Genomic DNA, 19,628 nt, shown 5'->3' with positions numbered 1-19,628 from the left:
TTTAATTCCCTGAATAGAAAATGATGACTGCTGTAGAGGCAATTGCTCGATCGCCCGTACAATTGTCATTGTAGGGAGTTGCGGAGGGCGATCGGATCGGTGTTCCCCTATCTGTAGATAGGTATTTCCGTCCTTTGTCGCAGTCTCTGGCAGCCAAAAGCAAACTGTCGCCCCTAAAAGTTGCACTCTTGGATAAAAGCCACTCTCACATTAAAAATGCTTTCTAGTGCCGCTTGAAAAAACGGCATATTCTTAAACAGTCTCCTGCTGCGGAAAATGGAGAAACACTCATGTAAATAGGAGAGAGGACTTGAGAAGCGTCACAGTCCTATAGCTAAACCCAAAGCGTTATTGTTTTACTCATCAATAACAGCCGCTATAACTCTCACACCTGGAAAATATAGCTATGAAAATTTTACCTTTAATTTCGTTAGGTATTATAGCAAGTGCCGCGATCGCAGTAGCCCCTGAAGCTTTGGCAAATACCTGGCGTGCCGCACACCGGATGTCTGGTTTTTCCGCCGACAGCAATTACTACTTGTATCTAGAAAGTTCCAGAGATACAGGAGCGGGAATTCCCAAAGCAAAATTGCAAATTGTCCAAGTTGCTGCAAATTCCTGCATCAAAAATGGGTGTATCCAAACTACATATGGCGAGCCAGACTCCAATAAAAGCACTAAAATCGCAGAAGATGACTTGCTTAAAAAAAGTTGGAATAACAGGCAAACATTGAAGTTAACTCCTCCTCAAGCTGGAACTAAACTGAACATTATTTCTCGTACTCCCGGAGCCAATGGAAGCGAGACAGTCGCCGTCAAAGTCAATACCGCAAAGCCTTTACAAATTCGCCTGGAACAGCGGCAAAAAACTACTCCCCCTGGCAAAGAAAGCGCCGCAATGCGTCTTGTAATTAATCATAACGGTCGGCAGCGTGTCCTCGGATCGCTGAACAATTTTCAAGATTGGGTGTTCTCTTATTCAATCCGAGAAGTTCGTTTGTCTCCGAACGGGCGCAGTGTTGTTGTCCTGGTGGACAAGACAGAACGCACTTTTGAGGGAGTCTTGAAAACTACTGTTGTACAAGGCTTTGTTCTGTAGGCTTGCTATATTCCCAGGTCAAAACCTGGGAATTATCAAAACTTACGCAGAACCCCGATATAGCAATCCTCGCATCATTTGTGAATTTCTTACTCCCTCCCCTTAGTCAGGGGAGGGCTGGGGTGGGGTAAAAATTTACGACTCCTGCAAGGATTGCTATATGTAAGGTGCACACGGCGCACCTACAGATAGAGTCTGTGCGTCAGTCGCGATCGGGTTGTTAATTATTCTTTATTTTGATAATTGATATCAAATCCTGCTGCGCCGGAATGATATCAAATCCCCGCTTCAAAAGTCTGGCGTAAAGTCGAATCAAGCTCGCAACAAATAATTCGCGCAATTTTCATTTTTTTAACCCCTAGTCAACAGTCAACAGTCAACAGTCAACAATTAACAATTTATTGTAAAGCAAGCGGTAAAAATAGGTTGCAAAAATGCAATAACTGTGCCTATTAATGCCAAGGATTGTTTGCCAATTTTAATCATGTTCCCTGAGTAAAAGTGATTTCACAAATGACCAGTTTACTATCTCTAGACCGAGATGAAATCTTCAGAACCGATGAGATTGGGAGCAACACCTATCAAAGAAGCTAAAACTTCACCGCTGCTGGCTACTGTAATTAATGTGCCGTCAGTTCCCGGCGAAATTGATAGCTGTCCGAAGGTCAAGCCATTGATTAATTGCACGGTATCTTGAGACTTGGCGAAATTAGCGATTGTATCAACTCCCAATCCGGCACCTAAAACAAAGACATCGTTTCCCAAACCGCCGACTAGAATATCGTTTCCCAAACCGCCGTTGAGAGTGTCAAAACCTTTGCTGCCATTCAGGATATCGCTACCGTTGCCGCCGACAAGGATATCGTTGCCTCGCAAACCGGTGAGTACGTCATTCCCTTCCACACCGTTGATAATATCGTTGCCGCTGGTGCCAGTCAGGTTGTCGTTGCCGGGAGTGCCGTTGATGTTGTTATCAGGAGGGTTATTGCCTGGAGTGTTGCCGGTGTCAGAAACAAAAACATCGCGGGTATTGTTAGTATCCCCCGGCACGAGGTTGGAGGCATCTGAATTAAACGCTACTCTCCGCCCATCTGCTGAGATGGAGGGGTAGAAGGAGCCATTGTTTCCCTGATTGCCTGCTGCATCTACTGACACACGGGTGGTGGTATTGGTGAGCGTGTCTCGCACGAAGATGTCGGAGGCATTGCTAGTATCCCCCGGCACAAGGTTGCTGGCACCTGAATCAAAGGCCACAAAGCGCCCGTTGATCGAAATGGACGCGTTGGAAGAGTCGCCGTTCGCCTGATTGCCTGCTGCATCTACTGATACGCGGGTGGTGGTATTGGTGAGGGTGTCCCGCACGAAGATGTCGTAGGTTTCGTTAGTATCATTCGGCACGAGGTTGGAGGCATCAGATCTAAACGCTACAAACCGCCCGTCGGCTGAAATAGAGGGATTGTAGGACTCCCAGTTCCCCTCATTTCCTGCTGAGTCTACAGAGACGCGGGTGGTGGTATTGGTAAGCGTGTCCCGCACAAAAATGTCAGGGTTATAGTTAGTATCCCCCGGCACAAGGTTGGAGGAATATGATTGAAACGCCACAAACCCCCCGTCGGCTGAGATAGAGGAGTTTTTAGACCCGCTGCGTCTAAAGTCGTCGTAGCGTGTTAATGGGTCTACGGAGGTATTGTTCCCCTGATTGCCTGCTGAGTCTACAGAGACGCGGGTGGTGGTATTGGTGAAGGTGTCCCGTACGAAGATGTCAGAGTTAGCGTTAGTATCCCCCGGCACGAGATTGGAGTCATCTGACTCAAATGCCACAAACCGTCCGTCGGCTGAGATGGAAGGGTTGATGGAGCCATAGTACATCTGATCGTCCGCCTGATTGCCTTCTGAGTCTACAGAGATGCGGGTGGTGGTATTGGTTAGCGTGTCCCACACGAAGATGTCAGGGTAATCGTTAGTATCCCCCGGCACGAGATTGGAGGCAGAAGAAGAAAACGCCACAAACCGCCCGTCGGTTGAGATGGAGGGGCTGAAGGAGTCATTGTTCCCCTGATTGCCTGCTGAGTCAACAGAGACGCGGGTGATGGTATTGGTGAGCGTGTCCCGCACGAAGATGTCTCGGTGATTGTTAGTATCCCCCGGCACGAGGTTGGTGGCACCTGAATAAAAGGCCACAAACCGCCCGTCGGGCGAAATGGAAGGAGAGGTCAAGGAGGGAGGGCCTTGATTGCCCTGATTGCCTGCTGAGTCAACTGAGACGCGAGTAATATTCATAAGCCCTGATATTTCAATAGTTCGGACTCTTTTTAGTTTGTACTCTGAAACCCTCGATTTTCCCTTGGTACTCGATCGCCTTGGAGCCTTGAAACCCTTATTCTACGGCGGGTAATCAAAAACTGTCCGAAGTATTGATATTTAAGAGTACAACTTTGGAGATGGGTTTTGCGATCGCACGGCAATTGGGGCTATTGACATTTTATGCCCTAACCGCCTTGGCGGTTGCTATATCAATAGATTTTAAAATTTCCCTCTTCCTTCCTCGCTCTTTCTTTGTCCTTGAACATCTGCCTCCTAACTATTGACGAATGCTCAATCATTAATCCGTGTATCCGTGTCAAAATCCATATCTTGCCTGACCCAAAGCATCTAAGATACAAGCCCCCGGATTCATTCCTTCGCCGACTCAGGACCCAGAAATAAAAAACCTGTATCTGATAAACCCGCCCCCGAATTTATCCGTGGTGTCAATGCTTCAATGCTTCAATTCTTTAATCTCAAATCTCCAATCTAAAATCTAAAATCTAAAATCTAAAATCGCTTGACTTCATCCCTGCATTACCACCCGTTCCGGGAGACTGACAATAAAAGTTGAACCTTTACCGTCTTCGCTTTCGACGCTAATTTCGCCGCCGAGAATTTGACACAAACGCTGGCTAATTGTCAATCCCAAACCCGTGCCTCCGTACTTGCGAGTAGTCGAAGCATCAGCTTGGGTAAAAGGTTTAAATATCTGCTCTAATTGCTCGTTTGTCATGCCGATGCCGGTGTCGCTGACTCGAAACATTAAAACTTGAGAAGTGTAGTTTGAACCCGATTGAATATCATTATTTTTATTGTGTTTCGTCGGTCTTGATTTTTCAATTTTAATTCTTTCGACGCCGATAGTAATGACGCCTTTTTCGGTAAATTTGGCAGCATTGCTGAGCAAATTAAGGAGAATTTGTCGCACTTTCGGTTGGTCGGCGTACATTGTGCCGAGTTCGCCTTTTGTTTTCAGTGCTAAAGCATTGCCTTTTTTTTCTACTAGCGGTTGAGCCGTCGTCATCACTTCTTCAATCATGGTTGCCACGTCGAAGTTCTCCAAATAAAGGGTGACGTGACCGGCTTCTATTTTGGAAATATCGAGGATATCGCTAATCATATCCAGCAGGTGTTTGCCTGCGGTTTGAATTTTTTCTAAGTCCGGGAGAAAGTCTTCTGAACCCGAATCTTGAGCATCTTCTTGCAGCATTTCGCTGTAGTTAATGATGGCGTTGAGGGGGGTGCGTAGTTCGTGGCTCATGTTGGCGAGAAATGCACTTTTCGAGCGGTTGGCAGCTTCGGCTGCTACTTTTGCTTCGTGCAAGTCTTCTGTATATTCTGCTACCCGCTGAATGAGTTCGTTGAGCGAAATTGCCAGCATTCCCACTTCGTCGGAAGTAGTGACGGGTACTTGCAAATCAAAGTTTGATTCTTCTGTCACTCGCTGGGCGATGAGGGTGGTGGCTTCTAAGGGGCGGGCGATCGCCCGGCTGGTGTATGCTGCAAGTACGGCTGCGATACCCGCGGATACTGCTAGAGAGCAAACCAGAATCAGAGTTCCAAGTTTTTCTGCTTCCTCGTAGGTTCTAAATGCCTCATCTGCTTTATCGCGAAAGTTGCCGGCGAGTTGGGCCGAATCTTCGGAAAACTGTTTGAGTTTCAAAGCAGTTTCGCCCGCCACAAAATTGTTCAAGTTCTGCCCCAATGCCTGCTGCTGCTTCGGATTCAAAGCAGATAATTTCGCAGCAGCCAACAATTTTTGTACTTGTTGAAAGTATGATTCTACGGTTTTGCCGTTGACTTGAACGAACTGTTGAAGCAGTTCGTAGTCTTTGGCAATCTCGGGATTCTTCGTCGGCGGTAGGGTTTGCAGTTGTTCGAGGATGCCGCTCATCTGAGCCACGCGAGTCAGGAATTCCGAGCGTTGGCGATCGAAAATTTGCGGTTTGGTCGTCAGACTCGCGAGCTCTTGCTGCTGAATTCTGACTTCCTGCACCGTGTTATTGAGGTTTGTCAGGATTTCCGCTTTATCTCGGTCGATCGCTAGTTTTTCTCTAACTTGCTGTTTGTGATAGGATTCTACTCCCCGTCCCGCCACAGCACCCAAAACGGCAATACCAATGACCAAGGCGTATCCGCAGCCGATTTTCTGCCTGATACCTAAGCGGCCCAACAGACTTTTCAACCCTATTTGAGGACGGTTCTGCAGTTGATTTTTCAAAGCTAAGGTTAAAGACATGAGCAATGTACTCGTCACCTTTGAGAGGCACCATCTATATTCTAATTGATGCCTGCCGGAGGGTAAATAAAGTTCTGGCTTCAAGCCAGGTTTCGGCAGTTGTGGGGTCTTTGCAGGGTTCCACAGCTCGATCGGCTTGACAGTTTGGAGGAGTTATGCGTAACAAACTATAGCAGAAGCAAGAAGCAAGAAGCAAGAACCAAGAACCAAGAAACAGTCAAAGGCCGGGTTTGAGTAATTAAGAACGTCCTCACCGTCGGGCGTGGTTGCGATTTTATAAGTAGCGAGTTATAAGTTGCAAGTTATGAGTTAGATCTCTGATTCAAGAGTCTACTCTACTCGCAACCCACAACTCTATCGCAGTTCTCCTACTGGCAAAGTCGAAATTGTGCTATCTCCGCAGGAATTTTGGAAGCATTAGGTACGTTTGCACTTGCTGGAACGAAGATTCCCAGGCCGTAACTGCAACCCTCTGCCGTCGTGCATTCCCCAGGCTTAGCAGTAATTTGATATTGACCTTGGGATGGGGGAGTAAAAGAGATTGACGCCAGTTCGCCTGTTTTTTGACTCGCAGCGATTTCCTGACCGCTTTCATCCTTGAGAGATAAGTTTAAATCCTGACAATTTCCGTCGCAAGTGGCAACAAAAACATACTCCACATTAGGATGCAGTGTTGCTCTAAAAGGAGATGAAACTTGCTTGCGAACTTGGCCCAACAACGGCACAAATACTAATTTTTGACCGTTACTTTTCCGCTGGTCAACTTCTGTTTTCAAGCGACAAATAACCGTTTTTTCGTTGTCGGTTAGTTCTTGAGCAATCGCATTTCCTACAATTGCAGTACCGAGGATCAGCGCCAGGCCGGAAATAACCAGATGTTTGAAATTCATTGATGTCCCTTAAAGTTAATTTTGGGTGATTGCAATAGACCGCTTTTGTCAGCAGTCTATTAGTTTATCTGGAGCCTATCACATTTGTTGACTTTTCCGAAAAAACAGGTCGGAGAAAAGCGCGATCGAACTCATGTCTGGTTTTAGATGAATCTGGCGTCAGCTATCGCCGAAACTCTACAGATTGCGGACTGTAGGAGCAGAACCCCGTCCTGATTGTATTTTACTAAATTAGGGCGATCGGCATCGGTATCTAGAAACCCGCTTTCTGGGCCGATGCGGAGCAGCTAAACCTAAGATTTATAGTATAGACGGGGTTTAACAAAACCTGAGTAAGTCCAAGACTGTAAATGTCTGATACAGGTTCCCATATTGCACCCCAACAACATAATCCTGTCTCTGTCAATATACAAATCGGTTGAAACTTGTGGCTATACTAGACTAATAAAACTCCGAACGCAAGAGTTAGCTCGTACTCCTAGCATTTTCCTTCTTTTTACCCGATCGCGAAGTCGAAGGGCCTTCTTCCCATCATTTATCACTCTTCCGAAATTCCCAAGCAGGAACAAACTTAGAATCTCCCCAAACGCCGCGGCGATTTTTCTTAGCTTCCGCTTCCCCTTGTTCCAGAACACTTGCACTCGGACAGTTTTTCAAGTAAGGACGGTAAACCATTGCTAATCCTTCGCGGATCAAAACTTCTTGGGCAAATGTACCATTTGGCAAGCGAACTTCGCTAACTTTGCGGCCGTAGCGGTCAGTATCGGTGACGGTCAAAACAACGCGATCGCCCCCTTGTTTGACTAGCTGCTGCATTCTTTGGTGCGCTAAATTTCCCCACTTAAATTGATTTTTTTGTGCTGAGTTTGGGCTATTTTTCTCAGCAGGTTTGTGCGGAATTTCCGGTGCATCTACACAGGCAAAACGCACTTTTATATCTTTCCCGGCGGCATCGCTAGCGACAAGGGTGTCGCCGTCGCTGACTCGCTTGACAGCATAGTTGTTGGGCGCTAACTTTTGCGGACACCCGAATAGTAGCAATAGCAGAGCAACTGCACTTAAGGTTTTTATTGTTGGGAAAATGGCGATTTTAGGTTGGCTCATATTTCTGTGTTTTATTTAGTTTCCATCCAATTTTGCCCAGCGTGGATGTCAACTATTAGCGGTACCATACCTGGCGCATTTTCCTTCGCACTTGTATTTTTCGGCAGAGCATTTTCCATCGCACTTATAATTGTAGGAGCATTTTCCATCGCAGTTCTAATTTTCGGTTGCAATTCTTCCCATTCATCGGGAGGTACTTCAAAGATTAATTCATCGTGAACTTGCAGCAGCAGCCGCGCCTGATAGTTTTGCAAAATTTTGTGTACTTCAATCATGGCAAGTTTAATGATATCAGCACTGGAACCTTGAATGGGAGCGTTGGCTGCGGCCCGCAAAGATTGGGCATCATCTCTGCTGAGAGATTTAAGTCTATCGGAGTGAATGTCTTGGGGATTACGGCCTTTTAAGTCGCGGAGGCTTTCGCTCTCGAATTCAAAATAGCGGCGGCGACCTAGAATTGTGGTAACGTATCCGAGGGCGATCGCCTCTTTTTTTACTTTCTCCAAATATTCAAAAACTTTACTATAGCGAGCGTTAAATTTCGCAATAAACTCCTTGCCATCTTTGGAAGTCTTGCCCATCGATCGTCCAAACTTGATCGCTCCCATACCGTAAACTACCCCAAAATTAATCGTTTTGCCAAACCTGCGCTCGTCGGGAGTTATGTCTTCCTTTTCAAACAAAAGTTGAGCCGTTACGGTATGCACATCTCGGTTATTTTGGTAAGCTTCTATTAACACAGGTTCTTGACTCAAGTGAGCTAAAATTCGCAGTTCAATTTGAGAATAGTCAGCCGACACCATCAGCCAACCTTCTTCCGGTAAAAAAGCCTTGCGAATTTGCTTAGAAAATTCCGTACCGATTGGAATATTCTGCAAATTAGGATTAGAAGAAGACAGACGACCTGTGTCTGTAACAGTTTGATTGAAATCAGTATGCAATCGCTGAGTATCGGGACGCACCCGCTTCGGTATAGCATCTACATAGGTAGAGTAAAGCTTTTGCAGGGTACGGTAATCTAAGATAGCATCGATAACCTTATGGTCTCCTTGCAAATTTTCTAGGAAGGAAGCATCGGTGGAGTAAAAGCCGGTCGCGGTTTTACGAGACTTTTTGGTGTTTAGCTTGAGTATGTCAAACAGCAGTTCGCTCAACTGGGATGGTGAGTTCAACTTTAAAAGTTCACTCGGTACTGTGTTGTCAACTTTCTGCTTAATTTCAGCCAAATTAAGGTTATTTTTTGGCAATATTTTCTTGAGATAAGGCTTTAAAATTGCACTAGGTACGGCTTCGTAAACTTTCTGAGGAACCGTCCCTAAAGTGGGTTCGATATGTTCGAGTTTTTGGGCGAGATAAGCCTTGAAATCCTCAAGAGGTATGGCGTTATAAATTTCCTGCTCAATTGCTGCTAATTGTGGTTCCAGTTGATTGGAGAGTTCTTTAAGATGTCGTATGTCTATGCGAACCCCCTGATATTCCATTTCTGCTAAAACTGGTTCTAGGGGCTGTTCTACTTCCAGCAGCAACTTCTGCAAAGACTTATCGGGAAAGCTAGATTCATCAGCTTTATCCAATTCTGCTCTAAGTTTACCTACTAAGTGAAATGTAGTGTAAACATCCATGCCGCAGTATCCGGCTACTTTTACAATACTGATGTCAGCAATTGTTTTGTTTTTTGGTACTAATTGATTATAACTGTTGGGATTCTTGCGTAAGTATTCCCTTAACGATTCGCTGACACTGTGATTTTCTTCTGAATCGACTAAGTGTTTTTTTATCAGTTCGCTGAGGCTGTGGCTGGTTTCGGGATTGAGTACGTAACTGGCTAGCATGGTGTCGAAGACGACTCCGGCTAGTTTGATTCCCTGACAGCGTAGGATCGATCGATCGAACTTAGCATTTTGCAGCGCTTTCGGATAATTCTCGCTTTCCAAAATCGGACGCAAAGCATTTAAAACTGTGGCTTTGTCCAAGTTTTTGCCCGTTTTATGTCCCGTGGGAATGTAAGCGACATCCTCTTCACCGATTCCCCAGCAGCAGCCAATTCCGACTAATTCGGCGTCTCGCGGTTCGAGGGCGGTGGTTTCGGTATCCCACGCTACGGGTGAGGCTTTGTCGGTGAAGGTTTGCAGCAGTTCGACTAATTCGTTTAACTGTTCGGTTGTTTGAATTATTCGGGGTTTAATTGGCGGTTGCTGAGCGGCGGTATCATCATAACTCCAAAACCATAAGGCATTTTCTTCTGAACTTTCAGAAGTTTGAGGTGACTTATCTATTTTGGGGTGGGCATCTTGCCCGCCCTTTGCAACAGGCAAGATGCCTGTTCCACTGTCGGCAACAGGCAAGATGCCTGTTCCACTCTCCATTGAATTGATTGTGGGGTGGGCATCTTGCCCGCCCTTTTCTAATGGCTGTTCAGGGCCACCAAAACGCTTTTGAATTTGTTTAACTTTGCTTAAAAATGTTTTAAATTCCAACTTTTCCAGCATCGGAATCAAGGCTGATTCGTCAAAACCTATAAGCTGGCAATCTTCTAAGTTGATTTCTAAGGGCACGTCTTGGACAATTGTCGCCATGCGTTGAGAATGATAAGCAGCTTCTTTGCCTTCTTCTAGCTTTTTCTTAGTTGCTCCTTTAATCTCATCGATGGCTGCATAAATTCCATCCAGGGAATTGTAAGCTTCCAGCAATTGCAGTGCGGTTTTGTCGCCGATGCCTTTGACTCCGGGGATGTTGTCGGATTTGTCGCCGCACAAAGCTTTGTAATCTATTACTTGTTCGGGCAAAATACCGAGTTTTTCTTTGACAGCTTCCGGGCCGTATTCTTGGGATTTGCCTTTGCCCGATCGCCTGAGTTCATCGGTACTCAAATATAATACGCTGATTTGTTTTTCGGTTTCTACTAATTGAAACAAATCGCGATCGCCCGTGAGGATTTTGACCTGATAACCGGCCGCGCTGGCTTTGTTTGCCAAAGTCCCCAAAACATCGTCCGCCTCGTAGCCCGGAGCAGTTATGGCAGGTAAATTCAAATAGGTGAGCAATTCTTGCAGGTTTTTCATATCCGGCTTAAAATCTTCCGGTGTTTCGGCTCGACCCGCTTTGTAGGTGTCGTCTGCTTCGTGGCGAAATGTGGGCGTGGCGAGGTCAAAGGCGATCGCCATGTACTGGGGGTCGTGGGCCGCCATAACTTCCAGCAGCGACTTGAGAAAGCCAAAACAGACGCTGGTGGGAATGCCCGTCGTAGTTCGCAAGCCTCCGTCTCGACTTTTGGCAAAGGCGAAGTAGGAGCGAAAGGCCAGGGAGTGGCCGTCAACTAAGATGAAGGTGGGTGCTTGATTTTCCGACACAGACACAGATCCCGATCGCACGAAAGGATTTTCTCATTGTAGCCAGTTGTCATAACTGTTCAAGCAAAGAATCCAACTGCCAACAAGCTCTAAACTCTTATATCATCAGTCATCCCCAATTATTCAATCCAAAATCCAAAATCCAAAATCTAAAATCTAAAATCTAAAATCGACTGGCCCGCAGACTTGAGGACGCTTGACACTTGAGCGGGGAGCGGCTTACTGTGCAGCTTGGCTGAGAATAGTAGAAGATGTTAAGTATGATTCCCTACGGGATAGCTTCGCTTCACGCGAATTTACAAAAACCTGCCCGAAGCCTATGGCTGACATTAATCGATGCTACGAAATCCTCGAAATAGAGCCTGGAACTTCCTTAGAAGACATTAAGCGCGCTTACAGGGATTTAGCGTTTGTGTGGCATCCCGATCGGTTTGCCAACAATGACCGCCTGCAACAAAAAGCTCACCAAAGATTAACAGAAATTAATGAAGCTTACCAGCAGTTGCTGTCGTTTCTGAGTCAGCCTGAATCGAGGTCGATCGAAAAACAGTTTCAGCAGCCACCGCCCCCTGCGCCGGAAAAGCCGCTGAGAAGGCGTTCTGGAAAATCAGCCGCCAGGCGTGGTTCCCAGCGCCGTCAAACCCGCCCAAAAGCCGCCTCCCAAAAATTTCTCACTCAAAAAAACTCATCAAGCAAGAAACGATTTACCACTAACAATCGTCAAGCATCGGGGGGCAGAAAGCACCCAGGGCGAAGCGTTGCGAGGGAAGCACGGCCATCTCAAAACTATCGAAAGCTGACCTCGAGAAGGAAAACAGAATTTTCAACTCAATACTCAAAACCGCCAAGCCCGCCGAGGGAAGTGCGGCCATCTCAACACTATTCAAGCTTCCCTTGGTGGCCCCTGGCAATCGCCGTGGCGAGTTACGCTTTGACCGGTTGGATTTTGACGGTATCAGCCGCCCCGCTGTGGATGTGGGCTTTAATCTGCGGTGCAGATTGGCTGTGGGCCGCGATTTTGCTGGCGGAGGGTTCAGCAACGCCTAAAGTGTGGCTGGCGGCCTTAGTTTTGGCTGGGGCGGTGGGGGGGTCGATCGCCGGTTTTCAGGCGGGAGGAATGAGAACAGGGGCTGCTTGGGGCGCCGTTGGGGCTGGTTTGGGGGCGATCGCCAGTTCCGAGGCCGAGTCGCGGGCTGTGGCTGCTGTTTTGGCTGTCGCGGGAGTGGTGACAGTGGTGGGATTGATGGCTGGAACGGGTTCTGGGAATTGGGTCAAGGTGTTGGTGGCGGCCCTCTGTTGGGCGGTTGTTGGCTTGATGTGCGGGCTGGCGGCGGAAGTAGGTGGGCATTCGGGCGGCCCCGTCGGGATCGGAGGTGCGATCGGGCTGGGGATTGGGGCGTGGGCTGGGGCTTTGGCTGGGGCGGGCTTGGAGGCGATCGTCCAAGCCTTGGCTATCGCCGGGTCTAAGACTGTTTATGGGGCTTGGGCTGCGATCGGCATTATTGCAGGAGTTGTGGCGCGGATGGTAGCCGCAGAAAGGTTGATCCACACTAGCAGCGGGCTTTACACGGTTATCCTGTTGGTGGCTACTTCGGGTTTCGGGCTGTGGCTGGGAAGTTGGTTGGGCGATCGATCGTATCTTTTAAATTAGTCATTAGTCATTAGTCATTAGTCCTTAGTCCTTAGTTTTTCGGAAAAATTCCCAATTCCCAATTACCTCTTATACCAATTTTTTATGAGGCCCCGTAGAATCCGATCACCCTGGCGTCCCCCGCGTCCGGGGGAGGGACAAGAGTCCGATCTTTCGTCCCCCGAGTATCAGGGAGATGCGAGGGGGATCGAGATATGTGCAACTTCACATTAAATTGGTATAACCGCTCGTAACTGTCCATCGTTTTGCTGCCTAGTATTTGTAAGCAGCAAAACTTGAGCGGGAGCAAGACGATGTACCTCTCAAGGTAGATGTCGGTGAATCCTGTCTTTGAGATATTCGATATCAAATATAACTATTTATACTAATGCCGCATCTTTTGTTGGTAGACGACGAAGCCCCACTCTGTGAAAGCCTTGCTTACTCACTGAGAAAGGAAGGCTATGAGGTCACTACAGCACCAGATGGACACAGCGCGATCAAACAATTCCACAAGCAAGTACCCGACCTCATTCTGCTCGATCTGATGATGCCAGAAGTTGATGGGATGGAAGTGTGTTGGCGTATCCGGGCTTTTTCTAATGTGCCTATACTGATGCTAACGGCTAAAGACCAAGATATGGATAAAGTGTTGGGCTTAGAGGCAGGGGCAGATGATTATGTGACCAAACCCTTCAATACGCAGGAATTGCTCGCACGGATTAAAGCTTTGCTGCGCCGCCATCATGCGGAATCTACTTAAAAGCGATTAAGGCATCCTTCAAGGGTTTGATAGCTCGGTTGGCTCAATCCATGACCAATGGCGCTAGGTTAGGATCACTTACAACGGATACACCATTTATCCCAGCCATGTTTGAGCCGATGAAACTTTTTGCCCAAGACTCCTTTACGAGCAGATGGTTAGCATCTCTTCGGTGGAATTCAATCCACACGAAGCTCTTGGCTACCTACCTGCTCCTGATCGTCTTAGGAACCTCGCTTATGTCTGGTTATATCCTATGGACGTTTTATGCCTTTTTCATGCAGTCTCGTCAGACAGATTTAGAAAACTGGGCAACAGCACTGAGCGAGAGCGTTGCAGATGCCCTCGAAGAAAAAGATATGCAACGGGTGCAGATCATTGTTCGGCGCTATGGGGCACCCGCCAATATCGCACTCCGTGTATTTGATGCCCAAGGTTCGCTCCTAGCCACCTCTAACCCTCAAACAGATCGACAAATCACCAATTGGCTGCTGATATCTGGCGTTTCAGAAGCACTAGACGGTCATTCGGTGCAGGGCGTTACTAAAGGGGTTTTATCAAGGGAGGATCGCCTCTATATTGTCAAACCGATGAGTCGCAACGGTCAGATGTTGGGGATATTGCGCATCTCGATTACTTTAGAACAGTTTCAGAAACAGTTTGTAAGGGTGATCTGGACAATTTTAGCCGCCCTTGGCATTACCATTCTTCTCTGTACCTTGGTCAGCGATCGATTAGCCCGGAGTCTCTCTAAACCCATTGAGGTGATGCGAAACTTTGCGATTCGCGTGGGTAGAGGACAGTTTGATGACAAACTCGTGATTCGTCAAAGCAATGAACTAGACCAACTCGCAACGGAACTGAATCGTATGAGTGAGCGGTTGAAATCATTGGACAACGAACGCAGAGCCTTCCTAGCGAATGTTTCCCATGAACTGCGGACGCCTGTGAGTAATGTTCAGGTCACCATTGATGCGCTGGAGCGTGGCGCTGTGGATGAGCTGGAGTTGCGCGATCGCTTCTTTCAAACTATCAAAGAGGAGACGAAGCGGCTTTCGGGCTTAATTCACGATTTGCTTGATTTAGGACGCTTAGAAGCGGGTGTCACGCTATTAGAAATCCAAGCCATTCCCTTAGAAAGTGTCATCAGCCGTGCGATTAGAGCAATGGAAGTTCGTATGCAGGCTAAAAACGTGACTGTAGAAGTTGATGTTGCTGACCTTCGGATTATGGGCGATTCGGAACGCTTATTACAGGCTTTTTTGAATCTCTTAGACAATGCGATTAAGTACTCTACCCCCAATGCTCGTATTTTCATTGCTGCCTCTAGCAACAAGCAACAGGCTCTGATTTCAATTCGAGACCAGGGAAGCGGCATTCCTGAAACCGATTTACCTCGCATTTTTGAACAGTTTTACACCACGAGCCGCTCTAGTAAGAATGGGGTTGGTCTGGGTCTAGCGATTGCCAGACGCATTATTGAAGCCCATGGAGGCAGTATTACAGCCAGTAGTAAGCCCGGTCAAGGGGCTGTATTCACCCTTTCTCTACCCTTAGAATCATAAGTAGTTGATCCCGTTGTCTGGTTCCGTGTCACTTCTTCCACTTGACTCACAGCAGTATTAGTCAAATGGATAGGAAAACCAGACTCTGCCAAATCACACAATCTAGATTTAATTATCTTTTTATTTCAAGAAAAATGTTGTGCTAATTCTTTGTCAGGACATTGGCATTTTTTATAATTATTTAGTAATTTCTAATACCAATTTAATGTGAAGTTGCACATATCTCGATCCCCCTCGCCTCTCGCGGATAGTCGGGGGACGAAAGATCGGACTCTTGTCCCCCCCGGACGCGGGGGGCTAGGGGGGCTCGGATTCTACGGGGCCTCATAAAAAATTGGTATTACACCAATTACTAATTACCTATTATAGCGGTTCTCAAGCGTGGTGAGGTATGCGCGATGCCCGATGCCCGATGCCCGATGCGCGATGCCCGATGCCCGATGCCCGATGCCTTATGCCCGATGCCATCGGACTTCTTCCTTCTCCTATAGATCCCAGCACTTATCGCTTTTCAGCAGGGCTTCAAACTCAGCCCTAGGCAAAGCTTGACTGAAAAAATAACCTTGAATTTCGTCGCACTCATGCTCGCACAAAAAAGCAAGTTCCGACTCATTTTCTACCCCCTCAGCAATCACACTCATGTTCATGCAGTGTGCCATTTGAATAATGGCTATTGTAATCGCTGCATTTTGGGGATCGTCTGCAATGTCGCGAATAAAACTCTTGTCTATTTTGATCGCATCAAACGGAAACCTTTTTGGATAACTCAAAGAAGAATATCCCATTCCAAAATCATCAATTGCTATCCTAATCCCCATATCTCTCCACACCGTAAAAGCTTTAGCTGCTGCAATTTCGTCTTGCAAAACCAGACTTTCCGTCAGTTCTAATTCCAAACACTTGGGATCGAGACCAGTTTCTGTTAATATCTCCCTGACTCTTTCCGTGAAATTTTTGCGCTCGAATTGACGGGCTGATACGTTAACTGCCACTCGCAGGGGCGGTAAACCTGCTCTTTGCCATGTTTTAGTTTGCCGGCAAGCAGTCTCTAATACCCATTCGCCCAACGGTGCAATCAAGCCCATTTCTTCAGCCATTGGAATAAATTCCCCCGGGGAAACTCGCCCCCGTTCTGGATGATTCCAGCGCACCAAAGCTTCAGCACCAATAATTTTACGTGTTTTAATGTCTATTTGCGGCTGATAGTATACTTCAAACTCTGAGCTTTTTAAAGCATGGCGCAAGCAAGTTTCTTGAAGAAGTGTATTGATAAAAAAATTAGCATTCTTGGCAGTATAAAAATGATAAGTATTGCCGCCTTTTTGCTGAGATTGATACATTGCTATATAAGCATTTTTCAGCATTTCATCTCCGTCGGTGCCGTCTCCGGGATACAAGCAGATTCCCATACTAGCAGTGACAGAGACTTCGCAATCTTTGAGAATCATACCTTGGGATACAATATCTAAAATATTTTGAGCAATCTTAGCCACATCCTGTTTTTCTGCAACTGGTTTGAGAATCAGCGCGAATTCTGCCGCTTCCAAACGAGCAACAATATTAATGTTGTCCATGCAGTTAGTTAGCCGCTGGGCGATGCTGCAAAGCACTGAGTCGCCGATATCGTGTCCCCAGGTACTGTTAATGCGGTTGATTTTATCTAAGCTAAGCGTGACAACTGGAATGACTCCTGACAATTCTTTTTGACCATCTAATACTCGACTTAACTTTTCTCGCAAAAATGAACGATTCGGCAGGTTGGTCAAGCTGTCATACTGATGTCGGTAGAGTGCCAGTTGAATAGTTGTGTGCAAGTTTTTTTCTTCAAATGGCTTGACAATATAGCCGAACGGTTTTGTACTATTGACTCGTCGCAAAGTAGTTTCATCGGCATAAGCTGTCAGATAAACTACTGGAATTTGAAAGCGCAAGCGAATTTCTTCTGCTGCTGTAATGCCGTCGATTTCTCCTTGCAGGTTAACATCCATTAAAACTAAATCCGGGCGCAAATTGGCTGCCGATTCAATCGCTTCTTCTCCCGAATAGACCATGCCAGTTATTCTATATCCTAGAGATATCAAACTGTCGGAAATGTCTTCTGCAATGATGCTCTCGTCTTCAACTATCAGAATTTTGTTGTTGGACACTAATTTTTCTCCTCCAAGTGCAATTTGGGTTGACAAAAGGTTATTCTAAAAGTCGTGCCCGCAGTTTCTAACAGTTCTATTTCCCCCCGGATTTGCTTGACTAAAGACCCGACCAGTCGCAAACCCAATGTTCGGGCTTTGCGATAATCTAAGTCTTGAGGAAAACCAATGCCGCTGTCGCTTACAGTTAGCACGCAAACTCTGTTATTATCTAAAGTGAAATCTATGTTAATTTTACCTTTAACTTGTCCTTTAAAGGCATATTTGAGGGCATTTGTCACAAGCTCGTTGATAACTAAGCCGCAAGGAACTGCCGTATCAATATTGAGAGAACACGGCGCAATATTTGTTTGCAAGTTGACGCCTTCTGCATGATTTTCATAAGCTTGGAATAAATTGTGGGCGAGATTTTGGATGTATTCAGCAAAGTCAATGTTTGACAAGTCTTTGGATTGATACAATTGTTGGTGAACCAGGGCCATTGATCTGACTCGGTTTTGACTTTCTTTTAACATTTCACTAACGTGGCTGTCTTGGATGTAGCGGGATTGAAGTTTGAGCAAACTGGAAATAACTTGGAGGTTGTTTTTGACGCGGTGGTGAATTTCTTTGAGGAGAACTTCTTTTTCGGCAAGGGATGCTTTGATGCCATCTTCGTCGCGCTTGCGATCTGTAATATCCCGCACTACTGCTTGAATTACTTTTCGTCCGTTAATTTCCATTGCATTTAACAGCACTTCAGCGGGAAATTCTGAACCGTCGAGTCGTTTGTGTACCCAGTCAAAACGACAGCTACCTGTTTGCATTGCTGTCGATATTCTCTGTATTGCTAGACTGGATGAGTCTTGTCCGCTAGGCTGAAATTGTGGAGAAAAGTCGCTCAGCTTCTTGCCGTAAAATTGTTTTGTGTTGCTACAGCAAAATATTTTTAAGGTGGCGGGGTTGCAGTCAAAAAACTCCTTTTCGTCAAGCAACATTACTGCGTCGCTGGTGGCTTCATAAAGGCTACGAAATTTGTGTTCTGATTCTTGCAGCGAGCAGATCAATTGGTTTTTGAGAGCTTCGGCACGCTTGCGGTCGGTAATGTCTATTCCTACAGAAACTGCTGCGGTTCCCTGATGATATTTCTGAGCTACTATCAAATAGTTGCGGACGAAACCGTTAATTTCTATTTCTATTTCTTGGCAGGTTTGCTGAGATGAACTGTTAAAAAAGATTCGGATCAGTTCTCCGAAAGTCGAGCCTTTGTCGAGAAAGTTGATTTCTTGACCGACAAAGCTTTCAGGAGACAGGTTGAATGAGGTTGCTAAGTGCTGGTTGACTCCAATATACCGCAAATCTGAACTGATCCAAGAAATCAGTCCGGGTACAGCATCCAAAACGGCCCGAAGTTGGTCTGTAGCTTCTTGGAGTGCTTCTTCCGATCGCTTGTGCTCGCTAATATCTGTCGCCGTTCCGCACAAGCCTAAAATAGCGCCGTTTTCAGCTTGGTTGACGATGCTTTTGACGCGCAGGTGAACGGGAGTACCGTCTTTACGAATGTGTACTGTTTCGTAAGGAGAATTAGCGGTTTGTGGCTGAATTTTGGTTCTCGCTAAAAGTTGGGCAAATATTTCTCTTGGTCTACTTTCTTGCTCGGGAACTAAAAAATCGGTGAAGCGGCGTCCGATCATTTCTGGCGGTTCGTAACCATAGATGCGTTTGGCGGCGGAATTGACAAAAGTCAAGAGGCCTTCAATATCGATCGACCAAATCAATTCTTGGGAGGTTTCTACGAGGTTGCGGTACTTTTTTTCGCTTTCGGCAAGTGCTGCATTGAAGAATGCAGTCTGCTGCTGAAGTCTCTGTTCTAATTCTTGATTTGCCGTTTCCAGAGTTGCGATCAACTGCTCGCGCTCGGTAATTTCAGTAGAAACACCCACTGCCCCGACAACTTCGCCGTTTCCATCTCGCAGCGCTGCCGATCGAATTTCGTGAATAAAATGCCTCTCTCGGATGTTCCAAGTACGATCGTTTCCTGCTAATACCTCAGCAATATTTTCTAAGATATCTGGCTGGCTGCTGTAAACTTCACAAATCGACAGCCCGACAGTTGCACTTGGTTTGAGTCCCAAATTTTCTAATCCTTTCCCTGCTGCAAGGGTTAACTTGCCTTCTCTGTCTGTTGCCCACAAAAAAATTGGGGCACAACAGACAGCGGCGTGAAGGGTTTCGTTGGCTTGTTTGAGCCGATCGATTTCTGCGTGAAGCAGTTCCTGGGTGCTGCTTAATTCTACCGTTAGTCGATCGGCTTTTTGCTGCCAACTGGCAGCAGTATCGCACATTTCTGCGAGATTGCGGGAACGAGAGATGGATTGGTTGCAGTGTGACATGGTTACTCTAGGGCGCACTGTATATTTAACCCCAGCCTATCTTTTAAGCATAAACTTTTTAAGTCAAATATTACAATTAGCAGGAATACTCATCCGACCCAGATGCGATATATTAAAGCTACTTTAAAGGATTCAGAAATTGCGGATCGCTCAGGCTTTTCG

The 19,628-nt window shown here is 46.4% G+C and carries 12 protein-coding genes; 4 read left to right on the top strand and 8 right to left on the bottom strand.

Annotation, left to right across the window (positions count from 1 at the left end):
• Position 1: 1 nt before the first annotated feature.
• Positions 2 to 157, bottom strand: a complete 156-nt coding sequence (locus tag QUB77_RS01325; RefSeq protein WP_333169794.1) for a hypothetical protein — start codon at positions 155 to 157, stop codon at positions 2 to 4.
• A 249-nt stretch (positions 158 to 406) separates the two neighbouring features.
• Between QUB77_RS01325 and QUB77_RS01320 the strand changes: the two genes are divergently transcribed.
• Positions 407 to 1,099, top strand: coding sequence for a DUF2259 domain-containing protein (locus tag QUB77_RS01320; RefSeq protein WP_333169793.1), 693 nt, complete (start codon positions 407 to 409; stop codon positions 1,097 to 1,099).
• 531 nt (positions 1,100 to 1,630) lie between these two features.
• On the opposite strand, the gene QUB77_RS01315 is transcribed toward QUB77_RS01320, so the two are convergent.
• The 5 genes from QUB77_RS01315 to QUB77_RS01295 form a co-directional block, all read right to left on the bottom strand.
• Positions 1,631 to 3,379, bottom strand: coding sequence for a calcium-binding protein (locus QUB77_RS01315; protein WP_333169791.1), 1,749 nt, complete (start codon positions 3,377 to 3,379; stop codon positions 1,631 to 1,633).
• A 550-nt stretch (positions 3,380 to 3,929) separates the two neighbouring features.
• On the bottom strand, positions 3,930 to 5,645 hold the full coding sequence (locus QUB77_RS01310) for a HAMP domain-containing sensor histidine kinase (protein ID WP_333169789.1): 1,716 nt from the start codon (positions 5,643 to 5,645) through the stop codon (positions 3,930 to 3,932).
• 368 nt (positions 5,646 to 6,013) lie between these two features.
• Entirely contained in the window at positions 6,014 to 6,535 is a 522-nt protein-coding gene (locus QUB77_RS01305; RefSeq protein ID WP_333169788.1) for a hypothetical protein, read from the bottom strand.
• Between the two features lie 531 nt (positions 6,536 to 7,066).
• Complete coding sequence (locus tag QUB77_RS01300) at positions 7,067 to 7,639, bottom strand: thermonuclease family protein (protein WP_333169787.1); 573 nt, start codon at positions 7,637 to 7,639, stop codon at positions 7,067 to 7,069.
• An 11-nt stretch (positions 7,640 to 7,650) separates the two neighbouring features.
• Positions 7,651 to 11,010, bottom strand: coding sequence for a DNA polymerase I (locus tag QUB77_RS01295; RefSeq protein ID WP_333169786.1), 3,360 nt, complete (start codon positions 11,008 to 11,010; stop codon positions 7,651 to 7,653).
• Positions 11,011 to 11,308: 298 nt separating this feature from the next.
• Here QUB77_RS01295 and QUB77_RS01290 point away from each other — a divergent pair, with 298 nt between their 5' ends.
• From QUB77_RS01290 to QUB77_RS01280, 3 genes are all read left to right on the top strand, one after another.
• Complete coding sequence (locus QUB77_RS01290; RefSeq protein ID WP_333169785.1) at positions 11,309 to 12,640, top strand: J domain-containing protein; 1,332 nt, start codon at positions 11,309 to 11,311, stop codon at positions 12,638 to 12,640.
• Positions 12,641 to 13,022: 382 nt separating this feature from the next.
• Entirely contained in the window at positions 13,023 to 13,382 is a 360-nt protein-coding gene (locus tag QUB77_RS01285) for a response regulator (protein ID WP_333169784.1), read from the top strand.
• 239 nt (positions 13,383 to 13,621) lie between these two features.
• Positions 13,622 to 14,947 (top strand): ATP-binding protein, encoded by a 1,326-nt coding sequence (locus tag QUB77_RS01280; RefSeq protein ID WP_333169783.1) that lies wholly within the window; start codon positions 13,622 to 13,624, stop codon positions 14,945 to 14,947.
• A gap of 485 nt (positions 14,948 to 15,432) precedes the next feature.
• Here QUB77_RS01280 and QUB77_RS01275 read toward each other — a convergent pair whose 3' ends face one another.
• Both QUB77_RS01275 and QUB77_RS01270 read right to left on the bottom strand, forming a co-directional pair.
• On the bottom strand, positions 15,433 to 17,094 hold the full coding sequence (locus QUB77_RS01275; RefSeq protein ID WP_333169782.1) for an EAL domain-containing protein: 1,662 nt from the start codon (positions 17,092 to 17,094) through the stop codon (positions 15,433 to 15,435).
• Positions 17,094 to 19,466, bottom strand: coding sequence for a PAS domain S-box protein (locus tag QUB77_RS01270; protein WP_333169781.1), 2,373 nt, complete (start codon positions 19,464 to 19,466; stop codon positions 17,094 to 17,096). Before QUB77_RS01270 ends, QUB77_RS01275 begins: the two co-directional genes overlap by 1 nt.
• Between the last annotated feature and the right edge of the window lie 162 nt (positions 19,467 to 19,628).

This window comes from Microcoleus sp. AT9b-C3, from assembly GCF_036705485.1.
In the GTDB taxonomy this organism is placed as follows: domain Bacteria; phylum Cyanobacteriota; class Cyanobacteriia; order Cyanobacteriales; family Microcoleaceae; genus Microcoleus.
Note: the sequence above shows the minus strand (reverse complement) of the source record. Positions and strands in the feature narration are given on the sequence as shown.

Bases quoted from the DNA above. Each gene is read 5' to 3' on its own strand.
- QUB77_RS01320 (WP_333169793.1), top strand. From the start codon at position 407: ATGAAAATTTTACCTTTAATTTCGTTAGGTATTATAGCAAGTGCCGCG.
- QUB77_RS01315 (WP_333169791.1), bottom strand. From the start codon at position 3,379: ATGAATATTACTCGCGTCTCAGTTGACTCAGCAGGCAATCAGGGCAAT.
- QUB77_RS01310 (WP_333169789.1), bottom strand. From the start codon at position 5,645: ATGTCTTTAACCTTAGCTTTGAAAAATCAACTGCAGAACCGTCCTCAA.
- QUB77_RS01305 (WP_333169788.1), bottom strand. From the start codon at position 6,535: ATGAATTTCAAACATCTGGTTATTTCCGGCCTGGCGCTGATCCTCGGT.
- QUB77_RS01300 (WP_333169787.1), bottom strand. From the start codon at position 7,639: ATGAGCCAACCTAAAATCGCCATTTTCCCAACAATAAAAACCTTAAGT.
- QUB77_RS01290 (WP_333169785.1), top strand. From the start codon at position 11,309: ATGGCTGACATTAATCGATGCTACGAAATCCTCGAAATAGAGCCTGGA.
- QUB77_RS01280 (WP_333169783.1), top strand. From the start codon at position 13,622: ATGTCTGGTTATATCCTATGGACGTTTTATGCCTTTTTCATGCAGTCT.
- QUB77_RS01270 (WP_333169781.1), bottom strand. From the start codon at position 19,466: ATGTCACACTGCAACCAATCCATCTCTCGTTCCCGCAATCTCGCAGAA.